22 protein-coding genes, 1 tRNA gene and 1 pseudogene are annotated in these 21795 nt (G+C 35.6%); 13 read left to right on the top strand and 11 right to left on the bottom strand.

The genetic code is table 11. The features are described 5' to 3' along the window. Positions 1-32 precede the first annotated feature (32 nt). From WFZ86_RS18440 to WFZ86_RS18420, 5 genes are all read right to left on the bottom strand, one after another. Entirely contained in the window at positions 33-770 is a 738-nt protein-coding gene (locus WFZ86_RS18440; RefSeq protein WP_342693301.1) for an outer membrane lipoprotein-sorting protein, read from the bottom strand. Between the two features lie 96 nt (positions 771-866). After that, on the bottom strand, positions 867-2666 hold the full coding sequence (locus WFZ86_RS18435; RefSeq protein WP_342693300.1) for a chloride channel protein: 1800 nt from the start codon (positions 2664-2666) through the stop codon (positions 867-869). Continuing rightward, positions 2663-3343 (bottom strand): DNA alkylation repair protein, encoded by a 681-nt coding sequence (locus WFZ86_RS18430; RefSeq protein ID WP_342693299.1) that lies wholly within the window; start codon positions 3341-3343, stop codon positions 2663-2665. Before WFZ86_RS18430 ends, WFZ86_RS18435 begins: the two co-directional genes overlap by 4 nt. 2 nt (positions 3344-3345) lie before the next feature. Beyond that, entirely contained in the window at positions 3346-5028 is a 1683-nt protein-coding gene (gene ggt, locus WFZ86_RS18425) for a gamma-glutamyltransferase (protein WP_342693298.1), read from the bottom strand. Positions 5029-5119: 91 nt separating this feature from the next. Beyond that, the gene (locus WFZ86_RS18420) at positions 5120-5704 is read right to left on the bottom strand and encodes an acyl carrier protein phosphodiesterase (RefSeq protein WP_342693318.1); all 585 of its coding nucleotides are present in this window, start codon (positions 5702-5704) and stop codon (positions 5120-5122) included. 148 nt (positions 5705-5852) lie between these two features. Here WFZ86_RS18420 and glmM point away from each other — a divergent pair, with 148 nt between their 5' ends. After that, positions 5853-7241, top strand: a complete 1389-nt coding sequence (gene glmM, locus WFZ86_RS18415; protein WP_342693297.1) for a phosphoglucosamine mutase — start codon at positions 5853-5855, stop codon at positions 7239-7241. 282 nt (positions 7242-7523) lie between these two features. Beyond that, positions 7524-9011 carry an aminotransferase class V-fold PLP-dependent enzyme gene (locus WFZ86_RS18410; protein WP_342693296.1) on the top strand — a complete coding sequence of 496 codons (1488 nt, stop codon included), beginning with the start codon at positions 7524-7526 and terminating at the stop codon, positions 9009-9011. 61 nt (positions 9012-9072) lie between these two features. Here WFZ86_RS18410 and WFZ86_RS18405 read toward each other — a convergent pair whose 3' ends face one another. Continuing rightward, on the bottom strand, positions 9073-9942 hold the full coding sequence (locus WFZ86_RS18405; protein WP_342693295.1) for a lysophospholipid acyltransferase family protein: 870 nt from the start codon (positions 9940-9942) through the stop codon (positions 9073-9075). Between the two features lie 113 nt (positions 9943-10055). On the opposite strand from WFZ86_RS18405, the gene WFZ86_RS18400 reads away from it, so the two are divergent. Together WFZ86_RS18400 and WFZ86_RS18395 are read left to right on the top strand one after the other, a co-directional pair. Next, positions 10056-10694, top strand: coding sequence for a rhomboid family intramembrane serine protease (locus WFZ86_RS18400; RefSeq protein ID WP_342693294.1), 639 nt, complete (start codon positions 10056-10058; stop codon positions 10692-10694). Positions 10695-10758: 64 nt separating this feature from the next. After that, positions 10759-11454 carry an SIMPL domain-containing protein gene (locus tag WFZ86_RS18395; RefSeq protein ID WP_342693293.1) on the top strand — a complete coding sequence of 232 codons (696 nt, stop codon included), beginning with the start codon at positions 10759-10761 and terminating at the stop codon, positions 11452-11454. Between the two features lie 52 nt (positions 11455-11506). Here WFZ86_RS18395 and WFZ86_RS18390 read toward each other — a convergent pair. The 5 genes and pseudogenes from WFZ86_RS18390 to WFZ86_RS18370 all read right to left on the bottom strand — a co-directional run bounded on the left by WFZ86_RS18390 (position 11507) and on the right by WFZ86_RS18370 (position 13943). After that, positions 11507-11587, bottom strand: a tRNA-Tyr gene (locus WFZ86_RS18390). A gap of 171 nt (positions 11588-11758) precedes the next feature. Then, positions 11759-12148, bottom strand: a pseudogene (locus tag WFZ86_RS18385) (peroxiredoxin family protein); the annotation flags it as partial. Positions 12149-12166: 18 nt separating this feature from the next. Next, on the bottom strand, positions 12167-12925 hold the full coding sequence (locus WFZ86_RS18380; RefSeq protein ID WP_342693292.1) for a DUF4369 domain-containing protein: 759 nt from the start codon (positions 12923-12925) through the stop codon (positions 12167-12169). Between the two features lie 169 nt (positions 12926-13094). Continuing rightward, the gene (locus tag WFZ86_RS18375; protein WP_064714805.1) at positions 13095-13535 is read right to left on the bottom strand and encodes a KTSC domain-containing protein; all 441 of its coding nucleotides are present in this window, start codon (positions 13533-13535) and stop codon (positions 13095-13097) included. 162 nt (positions 13536-13697) lie between these two features. Continuing rightward, positions 13698-13943: a hypothetical protein gene (locus WFZ86_RS18370; protein WP_342693291.1), complete on the bottom strand. Its 246-nt coding sequence runs from the start codon at positions 13941-13943 to the stop codon at positions 13698-13700. 91 nt (positions 13944-14034) lie between these two features. Between WFZ86_RS18370 and WFZ86_RS18365 the strand changes: the two genes are divergently transcribed. The 9 genes from WFZ86_RS18365 (at position 14035) to WFZ86_RS18325 (ending at position 21652) form a co-directional block, all read left to right on the top strand. Next, a complete protein-coding gene (locus WFZ86_RS18365; protein ID WP_342693290.1) occupies positions 14035-14604 on the top strand; it encodes a hypothetical protein in 570 nt (189 codons plus the stop codon). Continuing rightward, positions 14577-14729 (top strand): hypothetical protein, encoded by a 153-nt coding sequence (locus WFZ86_RS18360; protein ID WP_342693289.1) that lies wholly within the window; start codon positions 14577-14579, stop codon positions 14727-14729. Before WFZ86_RS18365 ends, WFZ86_RS18360 begins: the two co-directional genes overlap by 28 nt. Then, the gene (locus WFZ86_RS18355; RefSeq protein WP_342693288.1) at positions 14722-14958 is read left to right on the top strand and encodes a hypothetical protein; all 237 of its coding nucleotides are present in this window, start codon (positions 14722-14724) and stop codon (positions 14956-14958) included. The genes WFZ86_RS18360 and WFZ86_RS18355 overlap by 8 nt, the downstream gene beginning before the upstream one ends. Next, positions 14948-15334 carry a YchJ family protein gene (locus WFZ86_RS18350; protein WP_342693287.1) on the top strand — a complete coding sequence of 129 codons (387 nt, stop codon included), beginning with the start codon at positions 14948-14950 and terminating at the stop codon, positions 15332-15334. Before WFZ86_RS18355 ends, WFZ86_RS18350 begins: the two co-directional genes overlap by 11 nt. Positions 15335-15382: 48 nt before the next feature. Continuing rightward, on the top strand, positions 15383-16177 hold the full coding sequence (locus WFZ86_RS18345; protein WP_342693286.1) for an META domain-containing protein: 795 nt from the start codon (positions 15383-15385) through the stop codon (positions 16175-16177). A 309-nt stretch (positions 16178-16486) separates the two neighbouring features. Further along, positions 16487-17605, top strand: coding sequence for a vWA domain-containing protein (locus WFZ86_RS18340; RefSeq protein ID WP_342693285.1), 1119 nt, complete (start codon positions 16487-16489; stop codon positions 17603-17605). 74 nt (positions 17606-17679) lie between these two features. After that, complete coding sequence (locus WFZ86_RS18335; RefSeq protein ID WP_342693284.1) at positions 17680-19137, top strand: magnesium chelatase; 1458 nt, start codon at positions 17680-17682, stop codon at positions 19135-19137. 92 nt (positions 19138-19229) lie between these two features. Further along, entirely contained in the window at positions 19230-20090 is an 861-nt protein-coding gene (locus tag WFZ86_RS18330; protein WP_342693283.1) for an EamA family transporter, read from the top strand. A 674-nt stretch (positions 20091-20764) separates the two neighbouring features. Beyond that, positions 20765-21652, top strand: a complete 888-nt coding sequence (locus WFZ86_RS18325) for a right-handed parallel beta-helix repeat-containing protein (protein WP_342693282.1) — start codon at positions 20765-20767, stop codon at positions 21650-21652. The last annotated feature ends 143 nt before the right edge of the window (positions 21653-21795 follow it).

Genomic DNA, 21795 nt, shown 5'->3' with positions numbered 1-21795 from the left:
TCAATAAGGACTTGGGTTTGATTATATTGATGTTATTGCGCTGGGAAAACGTAAATTTTTGAATCAACAGTAGGATTTAGGATGATTTTTTTAACTTTCATCACTTGACCACCTTGATTCATTGAAAATGGAAAATAGATTCCATCCACTTCTTGATAATCACTCATAGTAGAAGTTGATTTTTGTCCTTTTGCAGGTCCTTGCTTAATTTCAGTTTCAGCTGCGATTGGTAAATTGTTTTCGGTTTCGAAAAAATAGTAAGTAACATCATCAGATTTTACACCATCAACCATGATTGGTTTTTTGGTAAATTTAATTTTATAGCATTCAGTACCTTCTTTAGTCTCTTTGCCGATAAATTCTGCAGTGTATCCTTTTGATTTGTAATCCAAAAAAGGATCAGGAAAATCTGCATTACTTAATTTAGCATTTGCTGTAGCTTCAGCATCCATTTTTTCAGCTTTCATAGTCATAAAGTTAGTGCTCCACATGGTTTCGCCGTCTGACGCCATTTGTGTTATTTCTTTTCCTTGGAAGTTAAGCTTTACAGCCATTTTTCCTCCTTTTTCTTGGAAAATTTCAACTGGAATTTCCATTCCTTGAGCGTTAGCTACCATTTCCATCTTCACACTTTTAAGTGCTTTTAGTTTTTCTGCTCCACCAATAGTGGTTATGTATTTTGAAATAATTTCATCTGCTGTTTGAGCAAATAAAGAAGCACTGCTTGTACAAAGAAAAAGTGCTAAGGCTGTCATTTTTAATGTTTTCATAATGAGTGTAATTTTGGTTTTATGATTATGTTCAAAGGGATAAGTAGGTTTTTTAGTAAAATGTTACATTTTTTTATAATTTATTTAAAAAAAAAATTAATCTATTGTCATGGCTTTAAGTTTAGATCGGTATGCTTCTAAAGCTACTGATTTTGAAATGAAACCAAAATATTTTCCATTTTGAACCACAGGCAAAAATGCTTTTCTGGTTTGTTCAAATTTATTCATCACAATTTCCATACGATCAGTTGGTGCAATTAATGCAGCTGGTGCAATCATAATTTCTTTGACCAAAGTATATTTTACACGATAGGTATTGAATATGATTTCTCTAATGTCATTAAAATGAACGACACCTAGTAATTCATTTTCTTCATTAACAACGGGAAAAATAACCTGATCTGAGTGGGAAATTAAATCCACCAAGCGTTCTAAGTTTTCGTTTGGTGAAATAGTGAGATAACTAGTGTCAATTATACTACTAGTTTCTAAAGTTGATAAAACATTAGCATCTTTATTACTGGTAAAGGCGTGTCCTTTTTTGGCTAAATTTTTCACATCCATCGAATGTTTTTCAAAGCGTTTTGAAATGGCGTAACTAGTTGATGCTACAATCATCAACGGAATCATCAGTCCATAACCACCTGTAATTTCGGCAATCAAGAAAATTGCTGTAAGTGGAGCGTGAAATAATCCACTCAAAATACCTGCCATTCCAACGATTGTAAAATTACTTACAGGCAATTTCGCTATACCAATAAGATTGAGTAAGGATGAAAAGAAAAAACCAACATAAGACCCTAAAAATAGAGAGGGAGCAAAATTTCCTCCATTTCCTCCACAACTTAAGGTAAATCCCGTAGCAAATACTTTGAGCATCATACTAGCACCAATGAATAAAAGTAATATCCAATTGTTATTGCGGAATCCTTTGAAAAGGGTGTTTTCTAACAGTTGACCAGGATCGTTTTGAGATAAAATACGGATGCTTTCATATCCTTCTCCAAAAAGTGTAGGGAATACAAAAATCAATAAAGCCAAGATACTTGAGCCCAATAAAGCCTTTTTGTAAACAGAAAGTTTTGAAATATGAAAATAGCGTTCTATTTTTTGAAAATATCTTGAATAATAAACGGAAATAAATCCTGTAAAAACGCCTAAAAAGACATAATAAATGATATTCAGATGATGAAAATGCTCTTGCTGTTTGAAGGATAGTAAGATGCTTTCATCTAATGCAACCACAGAGACCATCGCACCTGTTGCAGCGGCAATCATAATGGGTGTAAATGCAGAAATGCTTACATCCACCAACAAAACTTCTACCGCAAATAATACACCGGCTATGGGAGCGTTAAAAGCTGCCGCAATTCCTGCTGCAACGCCACAGCCAATAAGTAAAGTTCTGTCCTTGTAACTCAAATGATATTTTTGTGCATAATTGGAACCAAAAGCTGCACCAGTAATCACAATGGGACTCTCCAAGCCAGCCGAACCTCCCAGACCAACTGTTAATGAACTAGTCACAATTTGAGCATACATTTGTTTTTTGGGAATAATACTTGCTTTTTTAGCAACGGCATACAAAATTTGAGAAGTACCTTTTTCGATGCTACCTCCTAGTAATTTTTGAACCACAAAAACCGTCAGCAAAATTCCTATTATAGGCAGAATACTGTTGATGTAGTTTAGCTTTAGAATGCCATTAACATAGCTTGCAAATGTAAAAACTGAATGCGCAAACGATTTTAGGATAATAACCGCTAAACCTGCTGATATTCCTACCAATACACTTGATAAAAAAATGAATTGTTTATTAGTAAATTTACTTTGACTCCATACAATTAGTGATTCGAAGCGATTGACCACGCTAGTAATAATAGTGCTGAAATTCATAGTTTTTGTTTTTCAATAATACGTAAGGCTTCTTTTGTACTTAATGGTTTTAAATTGGTATTAATAACATAGTTTTGGACAGCTATCGGATTGATTTTACTGTATTCTCTTAGTGCCCAACCCATTGCTTTCTGAATAAAAAACTCATTGCTTTCTTTAAAGTGTTCACAAACAGCTTCTAAGATAGTAAAATTGGTATTCTTTTTATAGTCTAATTGAAATAAAAGTGTACTTCTGTTCAGCCAAATATTTGAAGCATTAGAAAATTTCTCAATCACCTTATTCGTTTGTTCAGGGAATTGAACCAAATAGCGTCCCAATAAATATTTGCTAATCGTATCGACAGAATCCCACCAAGAGTAGGTGAGCAGTAGTTGTTCTATCCACCTAATGTCATCTAAGACAAGTTTTTTGCTGCAATTCTGAATTAAAAGTTCTATTGCGCAATAATGAAATTCTCTCTGTGGTTTGTCATAAAGTTGAAGTGCCACCGTGCGAACATTTGTTTTTAAACTATCTGAATGAGCAGTATTAACCGATTTTAAAATTGCTCTTCGTTCTGGCATTGGAATACCAAAAAACTGAAAATTATTTTTCATATACGCTTCCATTGCCATACTTTGTACTGTATCTGCTTGCGCTATAAATTCTTTTTCTAAGGCTGTAATGAAATCCATAATTAAAAGCCAACCGCCGTATCGTCACCTCTAAAATCAGCTCCACCTTCAAGTTTTTTATTAGGTAAAACCAAAATAGCATCGACTTTGCCAATGACAGGAGTCGTTTTTTCATTGATGATATAGCCTTTTGTTTTTAGTTTTTCAAAAGTTGAAGTATCGAATGTTTTTGGTTCAAACGTAATTAAATCAGGCAACCACTGATGATGAAAACGAGGTGCATTTACAGCTTGTTGCATATTCATTTTATATTCGTAAACATTGAGAATCGTTTGTAGAACAGAAGTAATAATAGTAGAACCACCTGGCGAACCTACTACCATAAATAATTGACCGTTTTTTTCAACGATAGTTGGGGTCATAGAACTTAGCATTCGTTTTCCTGGAGCAATACTGTTGGCTTCGTTTCCAATTAAACCAAACATATTTGGTGTTCCCGGTTTGGCGCTGAAATCATCCATTTCGTTATTGAGGAAAAAACCTAAAGCATCACAATAGTATTTTGACCCATACCCATCATTTAAGGTTGTGGTAGCTGCCACGGCATTACCAGCTGCATCTACAATAGAATAATGAGTAGTCTCGGTACTTTCGTTATAGTTCACTTTTCCTTCTTTAATTTCAGAGGACAAGGTGGCTTTTTCAAAACTAAAAGTGCTCATTCGTTGTCGTAAATAGTCATCAGCTAACAATGCTTTACTTGGGATTTTAACAAAATCGGGGTCGCCAAGATAGTGACTCCTATCTGCGTAAGCCCTGCGTTCCGCTTCTACAATTACTTGTATAGATTCTGTTGAGTTGTGTCCCATTTTAGATAAATCAAAAGGAGCAATCATTTTAAAAATTTCAGCCAAACAAATACCACCGCTACTTGGTGGAGGCATAGAGATGATTTTCAAATCCTTATATTGAAACGAAAGGGGAGTACGCCATTTGGCCTCGTATTGTCTTAAATCTTTCATCGTGATGATGCCTCCTTTTTGTTGCAAATACTGTACTAACGTTTTTGCCGTTTGTCCTTTGTAAAATTCATCGCGACCATTTTTTGCGATTCGTTTTAGCGTTGCTGCTAGAGCGGGATATTTTATGGTATCTTTTTCTTTAAAAGGTTGTGCAAACAAGGTTTGATTACCGTTCACTTTTATAATGGCTGCACGATAATCGTTTAATCGGAGTTCTTGTTTGCGCGTAACTATAACCCCTTTTTCTGCCAAAGCAATTACAGGTTTTAGTATTTCCGACATAGGCAGACTTCCCAGTTTTTTATGAACGGCAAAAACACCAGCGATGGTTCCCGGAACGCCAATAGCCAAAGGTGATTCTGTGCTTTTACCTTTAATGACATTACCTTCTTTATCCAAAAACATCGTTTTATGAGCTGCCAAAGGTGCTTTTTCTCTATAATCCAAAGAACCAATTTCGCCATTTGCTTTGCGATACACCATAAATCCACCACCGCCTAAATTTCCCGCATACGGATAAGCAACTGCCAAAGCCAATTCGGTAGCCACCATAGCATCAAAAGCATTGCCGCCTTTTTGCATAATTTCTACACCTATTTTAGACGCTTCTTCTCTTGCAGACACCACCATAGCTTTGTCTGCGATTAGACCAGTTTGCGCCCGGACATTTTCACTCAAAAAACTACAGAAAATAAAAAGAAAAAGAAATTGAAAAATTTTCATATAGGTAAAAGTTATTTATTAGTTGTCATATATGGTGTCGCCTTTTATTTATCGGTGTTTGTTTTCAACAAACCTGTTGTTAATGGCGATTTCATAGTTGTTGCATTTTTAGGGTAACTTGTTCTTGTAAGTCTTTGAAAAAGATAGTGAACTCTTCTTCAAATTCGGGATAAAATTCAACCAATTCATTAGAGGAAAACCTCATTTTGGATTCGTTTTTGGTTCTATTATCCATCTGTGTCAAAATCCGACCAATTCCTTCTACTGTTTGATAACTCAATAACCAATTGTGTTCTATTAGGTAAGGCATCATACCTTTGGTTCTTTCGGATAGAATATCGTAATTGTCTCTTAACGATTGATAAAAAGTTTCGGTAAAATCCTCTAGATTTTCATCAGAATAAGTACTCCAATTTTTGGCCAAAAAATGGTCGTAAAACAAATCAACAATCACTCCAGCATAGTGATGGTATTTGGAGTGCAGTCTTTGTGTACTCTTTCTAAAAACAGGATGCGCATCCGTATAAGTATCAATAAAACGATGTAAACGAATGCCTTTTTGTATGGACAAAGGGAAGTGCTCGTACTGTTTTCCACGAATGCCATCGGCCATAAAATTGCCTATTTTGAGTAATTCATCATCACCCGATAGAAAAATGTGCGCGAGAAAGTTCATTGTTTTGCTTTGACTATTTTCAAAGATACAAACTTTAAAAAGCCTCACAATAGAAGCCTCATTTTCCTTAACTAAAAACTTTTCGTTGGAAAGACTATAAGCCCATCCAACTTTTTTATATTTGTAGCTATAACCAAATTGAAATAAAATGACATTAATCAAATCAATATCAGGTATCCGAGGAACCATTGGAGGAAAAGTTGGTGACAATTTAACCCCTGTAGATGCAGTAAAATTTGCTTCGGCCTACGGAACTTGGTTAAAAAAACATAGCAATAAAGAAAAAAATACCGTTGTAATTGGTAGAGATGCTCGTATTTCTGGACCTATGATTCACAATTTAGTGGTGAATACCTTATTAGGGTTAGGCATTGATGTAATCGACTTAGGATTGTCCACGACACCTACCGTTGAAGTAGCAGTTCCAATGGAAAAAGCCGATGGCGGAATTATATTGACCGCGTCACATAATCCAAAACAATGGAATGCTTTGAAGCTTCTCAATGAAAAAGGCGAATTCTTAAGTGGTGCTGATGGCGAGAAAATATTAGAAATTGCCGAAGCGGAAGCTTTTGATTTTTCAGACGTGGATAGTTTGGGAGAAATCACAATCAATGATGCTTATATGGATATTCATATCGATGAAGTGTTGAACTTACCATTAGTGGATATTGAGGCAGTAAAAGCGGCCAACTTCAAAGTGGTAGTCGATGGTGTAAATTCATCTGGCGGAATCATCATCCCAAAATTGTTAGATCAAATGGGGGTTGAAGTAGTAAAATTGTACTGCGAACCCAATGGTCATTTCCCACACAATCCTGAGCCGTTAAAAGAACATTTAACGGATATTTCAGCTTTAGTGGTCGAAGAAAAAGCACATTTAGGAATCGTCGTTGATCCAGACGTTGATCGTTTGGCTTTCATTTCTGAGGATGGCGAAATGTTTGGCGAAGAGTATACTTTGGTAGCTTGTGCGGATTATGTGTTGAGCAGAACTCCGGGTAACACGGTTTCGAATATGTCTTCTTCAAGAGCGTTGCGCGATGTAACTGTTGCTCACGGCGGCAGCTACGAAGCGAGTGCAGTAGGAGAGGTGAATGTAGTGGAATTAATGAAAAAAAATAACGCTATCATCGGAGGTGAGGGCAATGGTGGAATCATCTATCCTGAATTGCATTACGGTCGCGATAGCTTGGTGGGTGTGGCTTTGTTTTTGACGCATTTGGCCAATAAAAAGATGAAAGTTTCTGAGTTGCGTGCTTCGTATCCAGAATATTATATGAGTAAAAACAAAATCGAGTTGACACCTCAAATTGATGTGGATGCAATTTTGGTAGCGATGACCGATAAGTATAAATCAGAAAACATCACGACCATTGACGGAGTGAAAATTGATTTTGCCGAAAATTGGGTACACCTAAGAAAATCAAATACAGAACCAATTATCCGTATTTATACCGAGGCAGCTACACAACAATTGGCAGACGATTTAGCGTTACGTATCATAGACGAAATCAAAGCAGTCGCTGGAATCTAATATAACAAGTTGAGTTTTTAGGACCAACGCATTAGGCTAATCAGGAAACAGGAATCCCGCTATCCGCTATATCTTTGTTTTTTAAAGAAAAAAACAAAGGATGTCGCTCCTATCGGGGGTAAAGTGCTACAACTGGCTTTTTTGGTTTCATTTTTTAGCTTCATATATTAATTAAAACCTTTTCAGTTGTATTGAAAAGGTTTTTCTTTTTAGTGTTAAAACTAAAATCAATTCTACGTTTTCAATCAAATACAATATATTTGCAATCAAATGAAAGATATAATGACAAATAGCAGAAAAGAGACGGCTTTAGAACAGTATTTTCAACAATTTCGCAAAAATATTATCGGAATTGAGCAAGAATTTGAATCTCCATTTGGACGAAAAAAAATTATCTACACTGATTGGACTGCAAGCGGAAGATTATATCGCCCCATCGAAGAAAAATTGATGAATGCCTTCGGACCATTTGTCGCTAATACGCATACAGAAACTACCGTTTCTGGAACGGCTATGACCAAAGCGTATCATCACGCTAGAAATATCATAAAGCAACACGTTAATGCCAATCAAAATGATGTTTTAATCACAGATGGTACAGGTATGACTGGCGTTGTGAATAAATTTCAACGTATCTTAGGGATTAAAGTTCCTGAAAACCTAAAAGATTTTGTAGCTATTCCAGCCGAGAAAAAACCAGTAGTTTTTATTTCTCATATGGAGCACCATTCCAATCAAACTTCTTGGTTAGAAACCATTGCCGATGTTGAAGTGATTCCTTCAACGGAAGACGGACTTTTTTCTTTAGATAATCTAAAAGTATTACTCGAAAAATATAAAGAGCGAACACTAAAGATTGCTTCAATTACTTCTTGTTCTAATGTTACAGGTATTCGCACACCATATCACGAGGCTGCCAAAATGATGCATCAGCACAATGGAGTTTGTTTTGTAGATTTTGCTTGCTCAGGTCCCTACGTTTCCATCGATATGCATCCTGAGGATGAGGAGGCGTATTTAGATGCTATCTTCTTTTCACCGCACAAATTTTTAGGTGGACCAGGCACTTCTGGAGTATTGGTTTTTAATAAAAAATTGTACAACAATATGGTGCCGGATTGCCCAGGTGGTGGAACCGTATCGTGGACAAATCCATGGGGTGAACATAAATATATTGACAATATTGAAGACAGGGAAGATGGAGGAACGCCAGGCTTTTTACAAGTCATAAAAACAGCTTTGGCCATTCAGTTGAAAGACGAAATGGGTATTGACAATATTTTGAAACGCGAACACGAAATTGTGGACTATGTTTTTGATTCATTACAAAATGTTCCCAATATTAAAATTTTGGCTGGACAACATCAAGAACGATTGGGCGTGATTTCGTTTTTTATTGATGATTTGCATTTTAATCTAGGAGTAAAACTTCTCAATGATCGTTTCGGAATCCAAACAAGAGGAGGATGTAGTTGCGCAGGAACTTACGGGCATTTTTTACTGCACGTAGATCAAGAAACGTCTCATAAGTTGGTTAACGAAATAAGTTTAGGAGACTTAATCCGCAAACCAGGATGGATCAGAATGTCAATTCATCCGACTACAACTTCGGCTGAAATAGAATATGTTTGCAATGCTATTAAATCTTTAGCCGAAAACCATAAAGAATGGGCGTTAGAGTATCGTTATGATTCAGAAACCAATGAATTTATTCATCAGCAAGCAACTTCTTTCGAAAATACATTAGTTGAAAAATGGTTTGCTATGTAGACTTTAAATTATTCTTATAAAAAAAAACTCATTACAGTTCGTAATGAGTTTTTTTTATAGACTAACGCTTGTGTTTCCATCTTTTATGTGTCCACAAATAATATTCTGGTGCATCTAAAATTTGCTGCTCTACCATTTTCAAAAATCGCTCGGTGATTTCAAAATCAGGTACACTTCTCGCATCAGATGATAAATCAATAAAAGTAGCTTCGTAAAAACCTCTTTTTACTTTTTTTACATCAACAAATAGTACATTCATATCGTAACGCTTGGCAAGCATTTCGGCACCAGTGTGAACAGGAACTTCAACTCCCATAAAAGTGTGCCAGTGAAAAGCGCGATCTAATTTAGGCGATTGATCACTTACCAGACCATACATACACATTTTACCGCTCTTTTGATTTTCACGCATCATTGGTATAGCTTGTTTTGTTTCTGCCAATTCAGCATTAAATTTGGATCTAATATCACGAACTAATTGGTCAAAATATTTATTACCAATTTTTTTATAAACACCAATACCAAAAAAAGCCGTTTGATCATTAAGCGTCATTAACCATTCCCAGCTTGCATAATGTGAAGTCAATAAGGCTACACTTTTTCCTTTTTTTTCAAAATCTTTTACCAATTCGATATTGGTTATTTTAAAACGCTTGTCCATTTCGTCTTTAGAGATAGATAATGTTTTTACCATTTCTAAAAACAAATCACATAAATGATGGTAGAATTTCTTTTCTACAACAAGTCGTTCTTGTTCAGTTAAATGCGGAAGCGCCAGAGCTAGGTTCTCACGGACTGTTTTTTTACGGTAGCCAATTAATCGATAAACAATGATGTAAATAAGATCTGAGAACCAATAAAAAACACGAAAAGGGAGTATAGAAATAATCCAAAGAATTGGAAAAACTATGATATAAACCAGAAACTGCATGCTAGATTTTTTATGCAAATATAGCCCAAAAAAGGAAACAATTTAATGTTGGCACAACTAGGGTTTAAAAATGTAAGATTACTATCTTTACCATTATATATAAAAAGTTTACTATGAATATGATTTTGCTAGTCCTTATTTTGGCTAATGTGGTAATAAGTTACAAAGGTTGGAATGACCTTTATTTCTTTAGAAAATACGAATTCCATATAGGAAGTATTCGAGCAGGTGAACAAATCCGAATGTTGACTTCTGGTTTTCTACATGTAGATGCTTCTCATCTTATTTTTAACATGCTTACGTTGTATTTTTTCGCCCCAGTAGTAATAGGCTTTTTAGGGACTTTTTCCTTTGTTTTGGTGTATTTTGGAAGTTTGGTTTTTGGAAGTTTACTTACGATGTCTTTTCACAAAAACGACTACAGTTATAGAGCTGTAGGAGCTTCAGGTGCCGTTACAGGGGTGTTGTATTCTGCTATTTTATTGCAACCTGATATGATGTTGGGATTGTTCTTTGTAATTCCAATTCCAGCGTATCTTTTTGGTATATTGTACTTGTTCTATTCTATCTACGGAATGAAAGCTCAAAATGATAATATTGGTCATACGGCACACTTTGGTGGGGCTGTTGGGGGTTATGTGATCACTTTGGTAAAAGAACCGCAGTTATTGGTTGAACACACTTTGATGGTGATTCTTTTGGCGATTCCAATTGTTCTTTTGTTTATTTTAGAAAAAAGAGGAAAATTATAATGGCATTACTTTTGTAATTAGTATTAGATATAAATTCATACATTAATAATTAAATAGTATTCTTATGAAAAAAGTACTTATCCTATTGTTTATCTTTTCAGTGTTTGTAGTTCAGGCTCAAGACACTAAACCCATTCCTCAAATTAGCGTGAATGGAGAAGGGAAAGTAAAAGTAACGCCAGACCAAGCAGCAATTGTAATAACAGTTGAGACAAAAGGAGCCAATGCTAAAGATGTTAAGAAAGAAAATGACCAAAAAGTTGAAGCTGTTCTAAAGTTTATAAAAAAAATAAACTTACCTACAGAAGACTACAAGACTCGTCGTATTGCGCTAAACCCACAATATGAATATGAATCTAAAAAGCGTTCGTATAATGCTAGTCAAACCATTGAAATTTTATTGAAAGATTTGACTAAATATGATGGTTTAATGGAGGGCTTGGTAGATGCAGGAGTTAACCGTATTGATGGTGTTACGTTTCAATCATCAAAATTAGCGCAATATCAAGCTGAAGCTCGAAAATTAGCGATGAAGGATGCCAAAGCTAAAGCTGATGATTTCGTGTCTGTATTGGGACAAAAAGTAGGTAAAGCGTTAATGATATCTGATAATTCTCAAAATTACTATCCGTCACCAGCTCCAGTATATGCAATGAAGGCCACTATGAGCGATGATGCTGAGTCTACGCCGAGAGAAACTTTAGCCATTGGAGAAATTGCAATTGTAGTAAATGTTAGCGTAAGTTTTATTTTAGAATAAACCAGAATTTTGTATAAATAAAAAGTCCCGATGCAAATCGGGACTTTTTTTGTGGGGAGAGCAGGATTCGAACCTGCGAAGTTTTCACAGCAGATTTACAGTCTGCCCTCGTTGGCCGCTTGAGTATCTCCCCAAGACTCATAAGCTGTTGCTTATTGTGCTAACCGAGTGCAAATATAAGAACACTTTTGAGTTCTCCAAATTAAAAATACACTTATTTTTCGGATATTTTTTAATGTATTGGTAGTGAATAAAATAAAAAAATCTCCCTCGTGGAGATTTTTTTATTTTTAAGTAGTTTAGACTATTTTTTTGCTAAAAGTTCCACTACTTTGGCTTTTAGAGCAGCGCCATTTAATCCTTGTGCTACAATATTTCCTGAAGCATCTAGGACAAAAGTAGCTGGAATGGCTTCTACTTTGTATTGTTTTGCAATTGGCTCATCCCAAAATTTTAAATTTGAAACTTGTGTCCATGCTAGTCTATCTTTTGCAATTGCTTCTTTCCAAGCTTTTGCTGATTTATCTAAGGAAACGCCAATGATATTTAATCCTTTTGCGTGTAACTCTTTGTATAAAGCTACCATATTTGGATTTTCTTTCCGACATGGAGGACACCATGAAGCCCAAAAATCAACTATAGTAACTTTGCCTAAGCTTTGTTTTAAGCTGATCACTTTTCCTTGCGGATTAGGCGCAGAAAAGTCGGCTCTTCATTTTGCTGAACCTGGAGCTGCAGGTGCTGTAGGAGTAGCGCCTACAGAAGGTGCTTTCATTTCAGTCAAACGAGCTTTGATTGCTTTACCTGGTTTGGTGTTTTTTAAAGTTTCCTCTAAACTTTCGTATAGTTTCTCTGCTTTTTTAACATCTGTAGATGGGTCATTTAACATTCCTTGAACGATCAATGCACTAATGAATGATTTTGGGTGAGTTTCTGCATAAGAAACATATTTCGTTTTTGATGCAGTGCTAACTTCTTGTTGTATAGTCATGAATTCTTTCATCAAGCTGTTGATAACGGCTGTATCTTTTTTAGCTTGAGCGTCATTCATTTTTTGCGTATTAGCTGTTTGGAAATCCACTAATTTCTTTTGAACTTTTGTGATTTCTTCATTGAAAGTAGCATACTCATCATTGTTGTAAGTACCAGAAATTTTAGATTTTTGAAGTGTGTCTTTGTTGATCACGATTTCAATAGATCCGTTTTCTAGGATGAATGGTAATTTTCCTTGAATTCCTTCAACAGTAATTAAATGGAATGCTGGTTCAGTAGCTTTACCTTCAATTTCAAATTTACCATTTTCAACTTTTACAGTATCAATAGCAATTACTCCAAGTTTCTCATCTTGGCTTTCTAAAATAATGGTTTTTCCGTTTTCAATTCCTTTGGCTGTACCAGAAATTGTGTAGGAAGTTTTGTTGCATGAGAACAATACAACAGAAGCAGATAATAATAAAATGACTTTTTTCATTTTTGAGTTATGTTATTAGATTTTGTTTGCAAAAGTATTTAAATTTATAAATTACGCACACTATTGCACCCTAAATTTTTGTTATAGTCTTATTTTTTTAAGGAACATTTAAAAACTAAATAGAAAAGCACTCAAAATGAGTGCTTTTCTATACTATTTTTAAGAGTAATTAGTCTTGATTGATAGTTTTTCTCCAAGTGAACGCATTAAGAATGTGTCTTTTGGCAAAACGACCTGGTGAATCAGCATTGACCATTTTTACGTAAGTTGCTTTTGGTACACTAATGTATTCATATACACTTCCGTTAGAAAAATTGATAATCAATCTTCCTTCTACAAATTTGTAGTCAGTAATGGTTGATGTAGCAATAGTTTCAGTATATTCTGGTAAATTTTGTTTGATAGTCTCTGGATTGATGCTTACTAAGAAATGGTAAGCTTCAATGATTTTTTTACTGTTTTCTTCAGCAGCTTTTAATCCTTCTTCATCGCCTTGGAATTTATCAGGATGCGCATCTTTCATCGCATTGCGATAAATAGTTTTTAACTCTTTAAGGTCTACGTTTTTGTCTACATTCAGTAGTTTGCGGTATTCAACGATTTTTTTCATAAATAAGGTAACTTATTGTCTTTTAATGTGAAGTAATGAATTAGAATTCAGAATTGACAAATTTTTTGCAAAGGTACACTTTTTTTTATCTTTTTAGTTTCGGACCAAAAAAAAATCAAAAACTAGCTAAAGTTTTTGATTTACAGTGTTTTGAAAAATAGTCTATTGTTCAGGCTTCATGTTAGCTTTGTCAAAATTCCTTGATTTTTTGGGGTATTTATCATAACTTTTATCACTTGGGTTTTCGATTACTGTTTTGATCGTGATAATATCACCCAATTTATATTGCAAAGCCATTTTGTAGTCTAATAAATAAGGGCCACAAAAGAAATTTTTGTCTTCATCTTGTTCCACTATTCCAGTGTGTATTCCTTTTTTTAACATTTTACTTGGTATTCCTTTTTCCATGATCCTGAAACTTCAAATTTATAAAGGGCAAAGATACATAATAATTATGGCTATTATTTGGGGTTTGGTTATTCTGCTTACCTTTGTGGCTATGAAAAACGTTTTTCGACCCGCACCGCAATCTTTTAAAAATACTTTTTGTGTTTTTTATGAGGTTGCTTTGGAGCAAATTGAGGGATTGGTTTTACAATATCATAGCACATCAGGAAGTAAGTACTATTATACTCCAGAAGGAATGTATCGTTTGTCTAATCATTGGGGACGATTTGCGAATAGTAAATGGCGTTTGGAACCCTTGGAACCCGCCACTAGCTCTAAATTTAAAGTGGGATTTGCGCGTTGGGAGGTTTTTTATCCAGATAATGCCGAGGAAAAACTGTATTATTTAGCAGCAGATTATGCTAAGCGAACCGTAAATTACCAACACAAACAAAATCCAGATTACGATCAAAAAGCAGTACTTCGCACTAGTTTTGAGACTACCAAAAAAATCAAACAAATTCGGAATTTGTTCGAATTGACCAATTGGGCGAAATATTTTGATTATGAAGATATAGACGAATTAAGGAAAAGAATAATCGAGCAAATTATATACACCGATCGCTCGCTTGAAGAAATAAAACGTAGCATACAATGGGAAGAAACAACGAAAGAAACATAAAAAAACACAACGATAAGTTGCATAAAGCCCAAGATAAGGCCAAGAAGGCAGCTATGGAGCGCAAAGAGAAATTGAAAGAAATCGTAAAAAAGTTTAATGCAGACCAAGCGTCTAAAAATGAATAATATGAGCCAGAATCCGTTTGACCAATTGAAAATACAAGTGCAAGAAATCATTGACTTGATGGCACAAAAACAAAATCGTGAAGCCAATAACAAATTGACTGAAGTAAGTGAGGCTTTGGACGAACTTTTAGATCATTCTGATGAAGACGAAGATTTAATCGAAATCAGTAAATATCAAGTGTTGCTGAATCAGTTGTTTCAGAAAATAAATCCAGAGGATGAACAATAGTGTTTGTCCTTGTGGCTCTGGAGTAGCCTTTATGCAATGTTGTGAAAAATACATTTTAGGCTACGAAACCGCTCCAACCGCTTTGGCTTTGATGCGGTCCAGGTATAGTGCTTATGTGGTTAAAAATGCAGATTATTTGATAGCAACTACACACGAGAGCACAAGAAACCTTTTTTCTAAAGATGAAATTTTGCGTTGGGCTAGCGAAAACCAATGGCAAAAATTAGAGATTATTTCTTTTGAGGAAACCATAGTTGAATTTCAAGCGTTTTTCAGAGGTCCTGATGCCAAAGATTACATTCATCACGAACGCTCTACTTTTGAAAAAGTGAAAGGACATTGGTATTATATAGATGGCGTTTTTTTCGAAACTTAGCCGTTTTTTTTGCTAAATTTAGGAGTTACATTCTAAAACAAATGCCTTATGTTACACTACAGCCGTTTACTTTTTGTGATTGTATTGTTTTTGGGTTGTAAAACTGCCATCAATGTTCCAGTCGATACTTCTTTGAACACGAAACCAACCAAGGCCTATCAGGAGCAAATAGAAAATATAGAGCAAGGAATTTATTTTCGAGCAATGGGGAATGAACCCGGGTGGAGTTTGAAAATTAGTGCTACACAGATTGAGTTTACTTCTTTATTACCCGATTTTAAGTTATTTACTGCGCCTCATGTTGATCCGATAAGAGCAATGGACGCCAATGTGAAAACCTATCGATTGACTACTTCTACAGGAACGGCAGTCATCACCATTGAGCAACAAAAATGCACCAATACAATGTCTGGCCAAGAATTGCCTTATACTGTTCGTATTGAAATGACGAACAATTCTAATACCTCCAAAACTTTTTCAGGTTGTGGGTATTATGTGATTGATGCTAGGCTACACGATATTTGGGTATTGGAAAAAATGAACGGTGAGAATGTTTCATTAAATAAATTTGCCAAACAATTACCTTATATTGAGATAAACAGCACCAACGGAACGTTTATGGGATATGCTGGATGCAATCGTATGAATGGAACTGTTTTTTTTGAAAAAGGCATTTTACGTTTCACAAATGTAAGTACTACTGAAATGGCTTGTGAAGCTCAAAATAGAGAGAGTGAGCTGCTACATTCTTTAGAAAGTAGTACGACCTATCAGATTTCAAATATGCGCTTAACACTTACTAATCCTTCTGGTATTGAATTGGTTTTTAAGAAAGTAGATTAGCAGTACAATCTTGTTTCTTGCTTTTAACTAAAAATTAATAAACGTTAGACCAGTCACCGCTACAAAATACTGTACTTTTAAAATTGTAAATAGTATACGTAATGTATTGGTGTTTTGTGTTTACAAATTATCCAATTGTTACTCTTTAGCCCCGGCAGTAGCGGCATCCTTTTTCTTTTTTCTTTAAAAAGAAAAAGATATAGCGGATGACGGGACGATGCTGGCTAAAAAGCCCATTGTTACTGCTCCTAAATTAGGAGGTAGCCATAATTAAAAGTATAAATTCATAATCCAATTTTGTTGTTTGCGATGAAAAACCAAAACCGTGCTGGATTTTATTTTAAGACCTACGAAGCGCCATTTCAGTCGCCGTTTGATCGATTGTTCCCTATTTTTAAAGAATTAATTACGCATACTTCGGGCGATTTTGACGAAGCGATTGCTTGGTTACGCGAATTGGACAAGGAGTATAAATTGACCGATTCTAGTTATACTATCGATGATTTTATTGAAGATTTAAAGAAAAAAGGGTACATCCGTGAGGAATTGAAAGACGACGGCACAACAGGAACGGGTATTACGGCCAAAACCGAACGCGCCATCCGACAGCAAGCGCTGGATACCATTTTTGGTACTATGAAACGCTCGGGGAATGGCAATCATAAAACGAAACATAGCGGAAATGGCGATGAACATACGGGTGAGTTTCGAGAGTTTCATTTTGGAGACAGTTTGGAACGTATTTCGCTCACAGAAAGTTTGCGCAATGCCCAAATCAATAATGGGGTTGCCGATTTTAAACTCACGGAAAACGACTTGGTGGTCGAAGATACCCAATACAAAGCCCAAATGAGTACGGTTTTGATGATTGATATTAGCCACAGTATGATTTTGTACGGCGAAGACCGCATCACGCCTGCCAAAAAAGTAGCGATGGCATTGGCCGAATTGATTACAACACGCTATCCAAAAGATACTTTGGATATTTTGGTTTTTGGAAATGATGCTTGGACGATTGCGATTAAGGATTTGCCGTATCTAAAAGTCGGACCTTATCATACTAATACTGTTGCGGGTCTGCAATTGGCAATGGATTTACTCCGAAGAAAACGCAACACCAACAAGCAAATTTTTATGATTACCGACGGGAAGCCAAGTTGCGTGCGGGAGAAAGATGGCTCGTATTATATGAATAGTAATGGCTTAGACCAATACATTGTAGACAAATGCTACACTCAGGCACAACAAGCCAGAAAATTACACATTCCTATCACCACTTTTATGATAGCGAATGATCCGTATTTGCAAAAATTCGTGACTTATTTTACCGAAGCCAATCAAGGAAAAGCCTTTTATACGGGTTTGAAAGGATTGGGTGAAATGATTTTTGAGGATTATGAAGCGAATAGGAAGAAGCGTATTAGGTAATTGTCGGTTATCAGTTATGAGTTATGAGTTTAATAGAGCAAGCATAAATTAAGATCAAAATAAAAATACCATCAATGAAGGATATAACAACTTTAGGCGCATTAAAACAATCGGGTTATCAGCCAAGAACGATTAAAGAAGAATTGCGCGATAATTTGAGGAAGAAATTGCAAGCGGGTATTCCGACTTTTGAAGGGGTACACGGATTTGAAAATTCGGTGATTCCAGAGTTGGAACGCGCTATTTTGTCGAAACACAATATCAATTTGTTAGGGCTTCGCGGTCAAGCGAAAACGCGTTTGGCTAGAAAAATGGTCGAATTATTGGATGAGTACATTCCATTTGTGGCGGGTTCTGAGATTAATGATGATCCTTTCCGCCCGATTTCTCGTTACGCCAAGGATTTGATTGCCGAGTTAGGAGATGCAACGCCCATAGATTGGTTACCAAGAAATGAGCGTTTTTATGAAAAATTAGCGACGCCAGACGTAACAGTAGCTGATTTGATTGGTGATGTCGATCCTATTAAGGCGGCGAATCTAAAATTGTCGTATGCTGATGATCGTGTGATTCATTTTGGTATGATTCCAAGAGCGAATCGCTGTATTTTCGTCATCAATGAATTACCCGATTTGCAAGCTCGAATTCAAGTAGCGTTGTTTAATATTTTGCAAGAAGGCGATATTCAAATTCGAGGATATAAGTTAAGAATGGCTTTGGATATGCAGTTTGTTTTTACCGCCAATCCAGAAGATTACACCAATCGTGGCAGTATTGTTACGCCATTGAAAGACCGTATTGGCTCTCAAATTTTAACCCATTATCCAGAAACTATTGCCATTGCTCGCACCATCACGCAGCAAGAAGCCAAACTTGAAAACAGTCAAACCGATGTGGTGTATGTTCCTGCTTTAGCCAAAGATTTGTTGGAACAAATTAGCTTTGAAGCGCGAGATAGCGATTTTATTGATCCCAAAAGTGGCGTGAGTGCTAGAATGAGTATCACGGCCTACGAAAATCTGATTAGTACGGCTGAACGACGTGCTTTAAAAGCAGGAGAAAGCACAACATCAGTTCGTTTGTCTGATTTTATGGGCGTGATTCCTGCCATAACCGGAAAAGTAGAATTGGTTTATGAAGGGGAACAAGAAGGTGCTGCGGTGGTAGCCCAACATTTGATCAATGATGCGATTCGTACGTTTTTCCCGGGCTATTTTCCTAAGATTGAAAAATTGGAAAAACAAGGAGAAAAAACAGCTTATACCGATACTTTAGAATGGTTTTTTGCCGAAAGTGGTTTTGAATTATTGGATGATGCCACGAATTCGGAGTATCAAACTATTTTGGATAGTGTTACACCATTAGAAGTCATCATCAAAAAATACCAGCCTCAATTACCTAAGGAGGATTATTATTTTATGAAAGAATTCTTGTTGTGGGGCTTGGCTTCGTATAAAAAGTTGAGCAAAGATCGTTTTTCCGAAGGGTATCAGTTCAAGGATCCGTTTGGGAGTTACATCAGTAAATTATAATTTTTATTAGGGGGAAAGCAGAAAACTTTCCCCTTTTTTATACACTGAAAATTTGCTACAGAATCATTATTTTTGAGCCCTAATTCATAGCTATGCTCTTTTTAATTCTAAGTATTGTTTGCAGTGTTACCGTGGGTGTACTTTTCAAATGGTTCAGAAACCACCAAGCGTTCAACAGTAAAGCCATTATTGCGACCAATTATGCGATTGCCTTGTTGCTGTGTTACTTTTGTTTTCCACCTCAATTTAGTACGCTAGTTGAGCAAGCCCCGTGGCCGTTGTATCTCGCTCTTGGTCTCTTGTTGCCTGGCGTTTTTCTATTGCTTTCACAATCCATTCAACATATAGGTATTGTCAAAACTGATGCCGCTCAGCGCTTGTCGTTGTTTATTCCGTTACTAGCTTCTTGGTTGCTTTTTGGCGAGCAATTTAGCACACTCAAAGTATTGGCTTTCGGGGTGGGATTTCCAGCCTTGCTGTTTATTTTATCTAAGCCTACCGCGAATAGCAATTCCAATTGGGGTTATCCCGCTATGGTGTTGCTGGGTTTTGGAGTCATCGATATTTTGTTCAAACAAATCGCCTTGCAAACCCAACTGCCATTTACCACCTCGCTTTTGGTCATTTTTGCGTTGGCTTTGGTGATGATGAGTGGAGTAGTGGGCAACGAAATTTTCATTCAACGCCAAAAAATTGCGGGTATCAATGCTCTTTGGGGAGTCGCTGTAGGCGTTTTTAATTTTGGAAACATCTATTTTTACCTCAAGGCGCATCAAGCTTTTTCCGAAAATCCGTCCACAGTTTTTGCAGGAATGAATATGGGAGTTATTGTGTTAGGTAGTCTCATTGGCGTATTGATTTTTAAAGAAAAACTTTCCCAGAAGAACTATTTTGGCCTATTCTTGGCATTATTAGCCATTATCCTCCTAACGTATGCACAATTAAAGGGATAATACTTTGTAGGAGCACCACTTCTTTGCTCGCCACAAGAGTTGTCCCGCTCTTCGCTTCAATCTTTATTGCCGAACCCCGGCAACAAAGGATTTCCACTACAATCGGGGCTAGGCGAGTACGTTTTGTTTTCATAACAAAAAGACAGCAACATCCATTTAAGAATGTTTCTGTTTTAAATTAGATTGAGCATTAGCAATCTACTATAACTATATTATTTTATCATTTTATATTTTTTAGAAGAGTTCAGTGTATCGGTTTATATATTGTATAACTATTCATTGAACTTCGTTTTCTTGTTTAAAATATTCCGTGAGCTCTTGCTTTTACTGAATAATTCAGTTTCGCTTCGAGGCCAAATGTTTTCTGGGTTTAAGAATCTTCATTTTTTGAATAAAAAAAAATATTTTTTAGGAACAAAAATTCTAATCTTACTCTAAAATGAGTTTGACGTTATCACTAATCCTAGATGTATATTGATAATAATGGTAAATTTTTGTCTTATTTTTAATGTATTTATTTTTTTTAACTTAAAAAAAATAACATTATTTAATTTTATTTTTTATTGTGATATTATTTTATGTAAATTAGCGTAATCGATTACATTATTATTGCAATAATTAAAAATTAGTAAATTCTATTTAGAATTTAATTTAACAACCTTAAAAATTAAATTATGAAACATTTAAAAATTGCAACCCTTGCGTTGCTGAGTATGCTTTTAGGAAGCTGTGAAAAAGATGTATTGGAAACTTCAGGAAATGAAGAATTACTAGTTACATCGGAATCTTCTTTAAGTCAAAAGAATTCAACTGTAACTACTTTAGCTGCTCTTAAAAGCGCTGTAAGTAGTGCAGTTGCAGGAGATGTAATAACAATAAGTGGAACTATAAAGTTAGACGGAACACTAACTTTGAGCAAAAATGGTACTTCAAGTTCTAAAATTACTTTTCAAGGGGGGGTTATTGATTGTTCAGGAGTACCAGGGACAGGTCGTGGCGTAGCTTTAACGGGTAGTTATTGGATTGTTAGAGATATGACAATCAAAAATGCACCAGACAATGGATTAATTTTACAAAATGGAGGTTTTAATACTGTGTCTAATGTGAAAACGCTCACAAACAAAGACACTGGGTTGCAAATCGCAAATGGATCACATGACAACTTAATAACGGGTTGTTATTCTGCAAATAATAATGATACTGCTAATGGCGGTGAAAATGCAGATGGTTTTGCTTGCAAACAAACTGGAGGAAAGAATAACAAATTTGAAGGTTGTACAGCAGAGAGTAATTCAGATGATGGGTGGGATTTGTATGAACAACCATATACGGTTATCATCAATAAATGTATAGCAAAAACAAATGGGAAAGGAGCTAATGGAGATGGTAATGGATTCAAATTAGGTAGTGCCGGACAAAAAATACCTCATACCGTTACAAATTGTACAGCTACGAATAATAAAAAAAATGGTTACGATGGTAATGGAAACACTGGAAAAATTACCATTACAGGAAGTGGTGGTTCTGGAAATGGACAATCATTGTTCTCCAGGATTTTTTAATCATTGCTGTTAAAAGTGTCTAGTCCTGAAAAAGTGATACAGGATTAATAAAAAATAAAAGTACAATTTTAGACAGTAGCAAGCTCAGGTTTGCTACTGTTTTTTGTTTTATAGGTTCTCATTTTAATTTTGTTTTGGTGATG

Source organism: Flavobacterium polysaccharolyticum (assembly GCF_038739875.1).
Classification (GTDB): domain Bacteria; phylum Bacteroidota; class Bacteroidia; order Flavobacteriales; family Flavobacteriaceae; genus Flavobacterium; species Flavobacterium polysaccharolyticum.
This window is presented reverse-complemented; position numbering and strand designations above follow the sequence as displayed.

Excerpts from the sequence above, each read along its gene's own strand:
- WFZ86_RS18355 (WP_342693288.1), top strand. The coding sequence starts at position 14,722 with ATGAATAATATGAGCCAGAATCCGTTTGACCAATTGAAAATACAAGTG.
- WFZ86_RS18340 (WP_342693285.1), top strand. The coding sequence starts at position 16,487 with ATGAAAAACCAAAACCGTGCTGGATTTTATTTTAAGACCTACGAAGCG.
- WFZ86_RS18405 (WP_342693295.1), bottom strand. The coding sequence starts at position 9,942 with ATGCAGTTTCTGGTTTATATCATAGTTTTTCCAATTCTTTGGATTATT.
- WFZ86_RS18325 (WP_342693282.1), top strand. The coding sequence starts at position 20,765 with ATGAAACATTTAAAAATTGCAACCCTTGCGTTGCTGAGTATGCTTTTA.
- WFZ86_RS18330 (WP_342693283.1), top strand. The coding sequence starts at position 19,230 with ATGCTCTTTTTAATTCTAAGTATTGTTTGCAGTGTTACCGTGGGTGTA.
- WFZ86_RS18400 (WP_342693294.1), top strand. The coding sequence starts at position 10,056 with ATGAATATGATTTTGCTAGTCCTTATTTTGGCTAATGTGGTAATAAGT.
- WFZ86_RS18440 (WP_342693301.1), bottom strand. The coding sequence starts at position 770 with ATGAAAACATTAAAAATGACAGCCTTAGCACTTTTTCTTTGTACAAGC.
- WFZ86_RS18370 (WP_342693291.1), bottom strand. The coding sequence starts at position 13,943 with ATGGAAAAAGGAATACCAAGTAAAATGTTAAAAAAAGGAATACACACT.
- WFZ86_RS18345 (WP_342693286.1), top strand. The coding sequence starts at position 15,383 with ATGTTACACTACAGCCGTTTACTTTTTGTGATTGTATTGTTTTTGGGT.
- WFZ86_RS18410 (WP_342693296.1), top strand. The coding sequence starts at position 7,524 with ATGACAAATAGCAGAAAAGAGACGGCTTTAGAACAGTATTTTCAACAA.
- WFZ86_RS18365 (WP_342693290.1), top strand. The coding sequence starts at position 14,035 with ATGAAAAACGTTTTTCGACCCGCACCGCAATCTTTTAAAAATACTTTT.
- ggt (WP_342693298.1), bottom strand. The coding sequence starts at position 5,028 with ATGAAAATTTTTCAATTTCTTTTTCTTTTTATTTTCTGTAGTTTTTTG.
- WFZ86_RS18395 (WP_342693293.1), top strand. The coding sequence starts at position 10,759 with ATGAAAAAAGTACTTATCCTATTGTTTATCTTTTCAGTGTTTGTAGTT.
- WFZ86_RS18430 (WP_342693299.1), bottom strand. The coding sequence starts at position 3,343 with ATGGATTTCATTACAGCCTTAGAAAAAGAATTTATAGCGCAAGCAGAT.
- WFZ86_RS18380 (WP_342693292.1), bottom strand. The coding sequence starts at position 12,925 with ATGAAAAAAGTCATTTTATTATTATCTGCTTCTGTTGTATTGTTCTCA.
- glmM (WP_342693297.1), top strand. The coding sequence starts at position 5,853 with ATGACATTAATCAAATCAATATCAGGTATCCGAGGAACCATTGGAGGA.
- WFZ86_RS18335 (WP_342693284.1), top strand. The coding sequence starts at position 17,680 with ATGAAGGATATAACAACTTTAGGCGCATTAAAACAATCGGGTTATCAG.
- WFZ86_RS18435 (WP_342693300.1), bottom strand. The coding sequence starts at position 2,666 with ATGAATTTCAGCACTATTATTACTAGCGTGGTCAATCGCTTCGAATCA.
- WFZ86_RS18350 (WP_342693287.1), top strand. The coding sequence starts at position 14,948 with ATGAACAATAGTGTTTGTCCTTGTGGCTCTGGAGTAGCCTTTATGCAA.
- WFZ86_RS18420 (WP_342693318.1), bottom strand. The coding sequence starts at position 5,704 with ATGAACTTTCTCGCGCACATTTTTCTATCGGGTGATGATGAATTACTC.
- WFZ86_RS18360 (WP_342693289.1), top strand. The coding sequence starts at position 14,577 with ATGGGAAGAAACAACGAAAGAAACATAAAAAAACACAACGATAAGTTG.
- WFZ86_RS18375 (WP_064714805.1), bottom strand. The coding sequence starts at position 13,535 with ATGAAAAAAATCGTTGAATACCGCAAACTACTGAATGTAGACAAAAAC.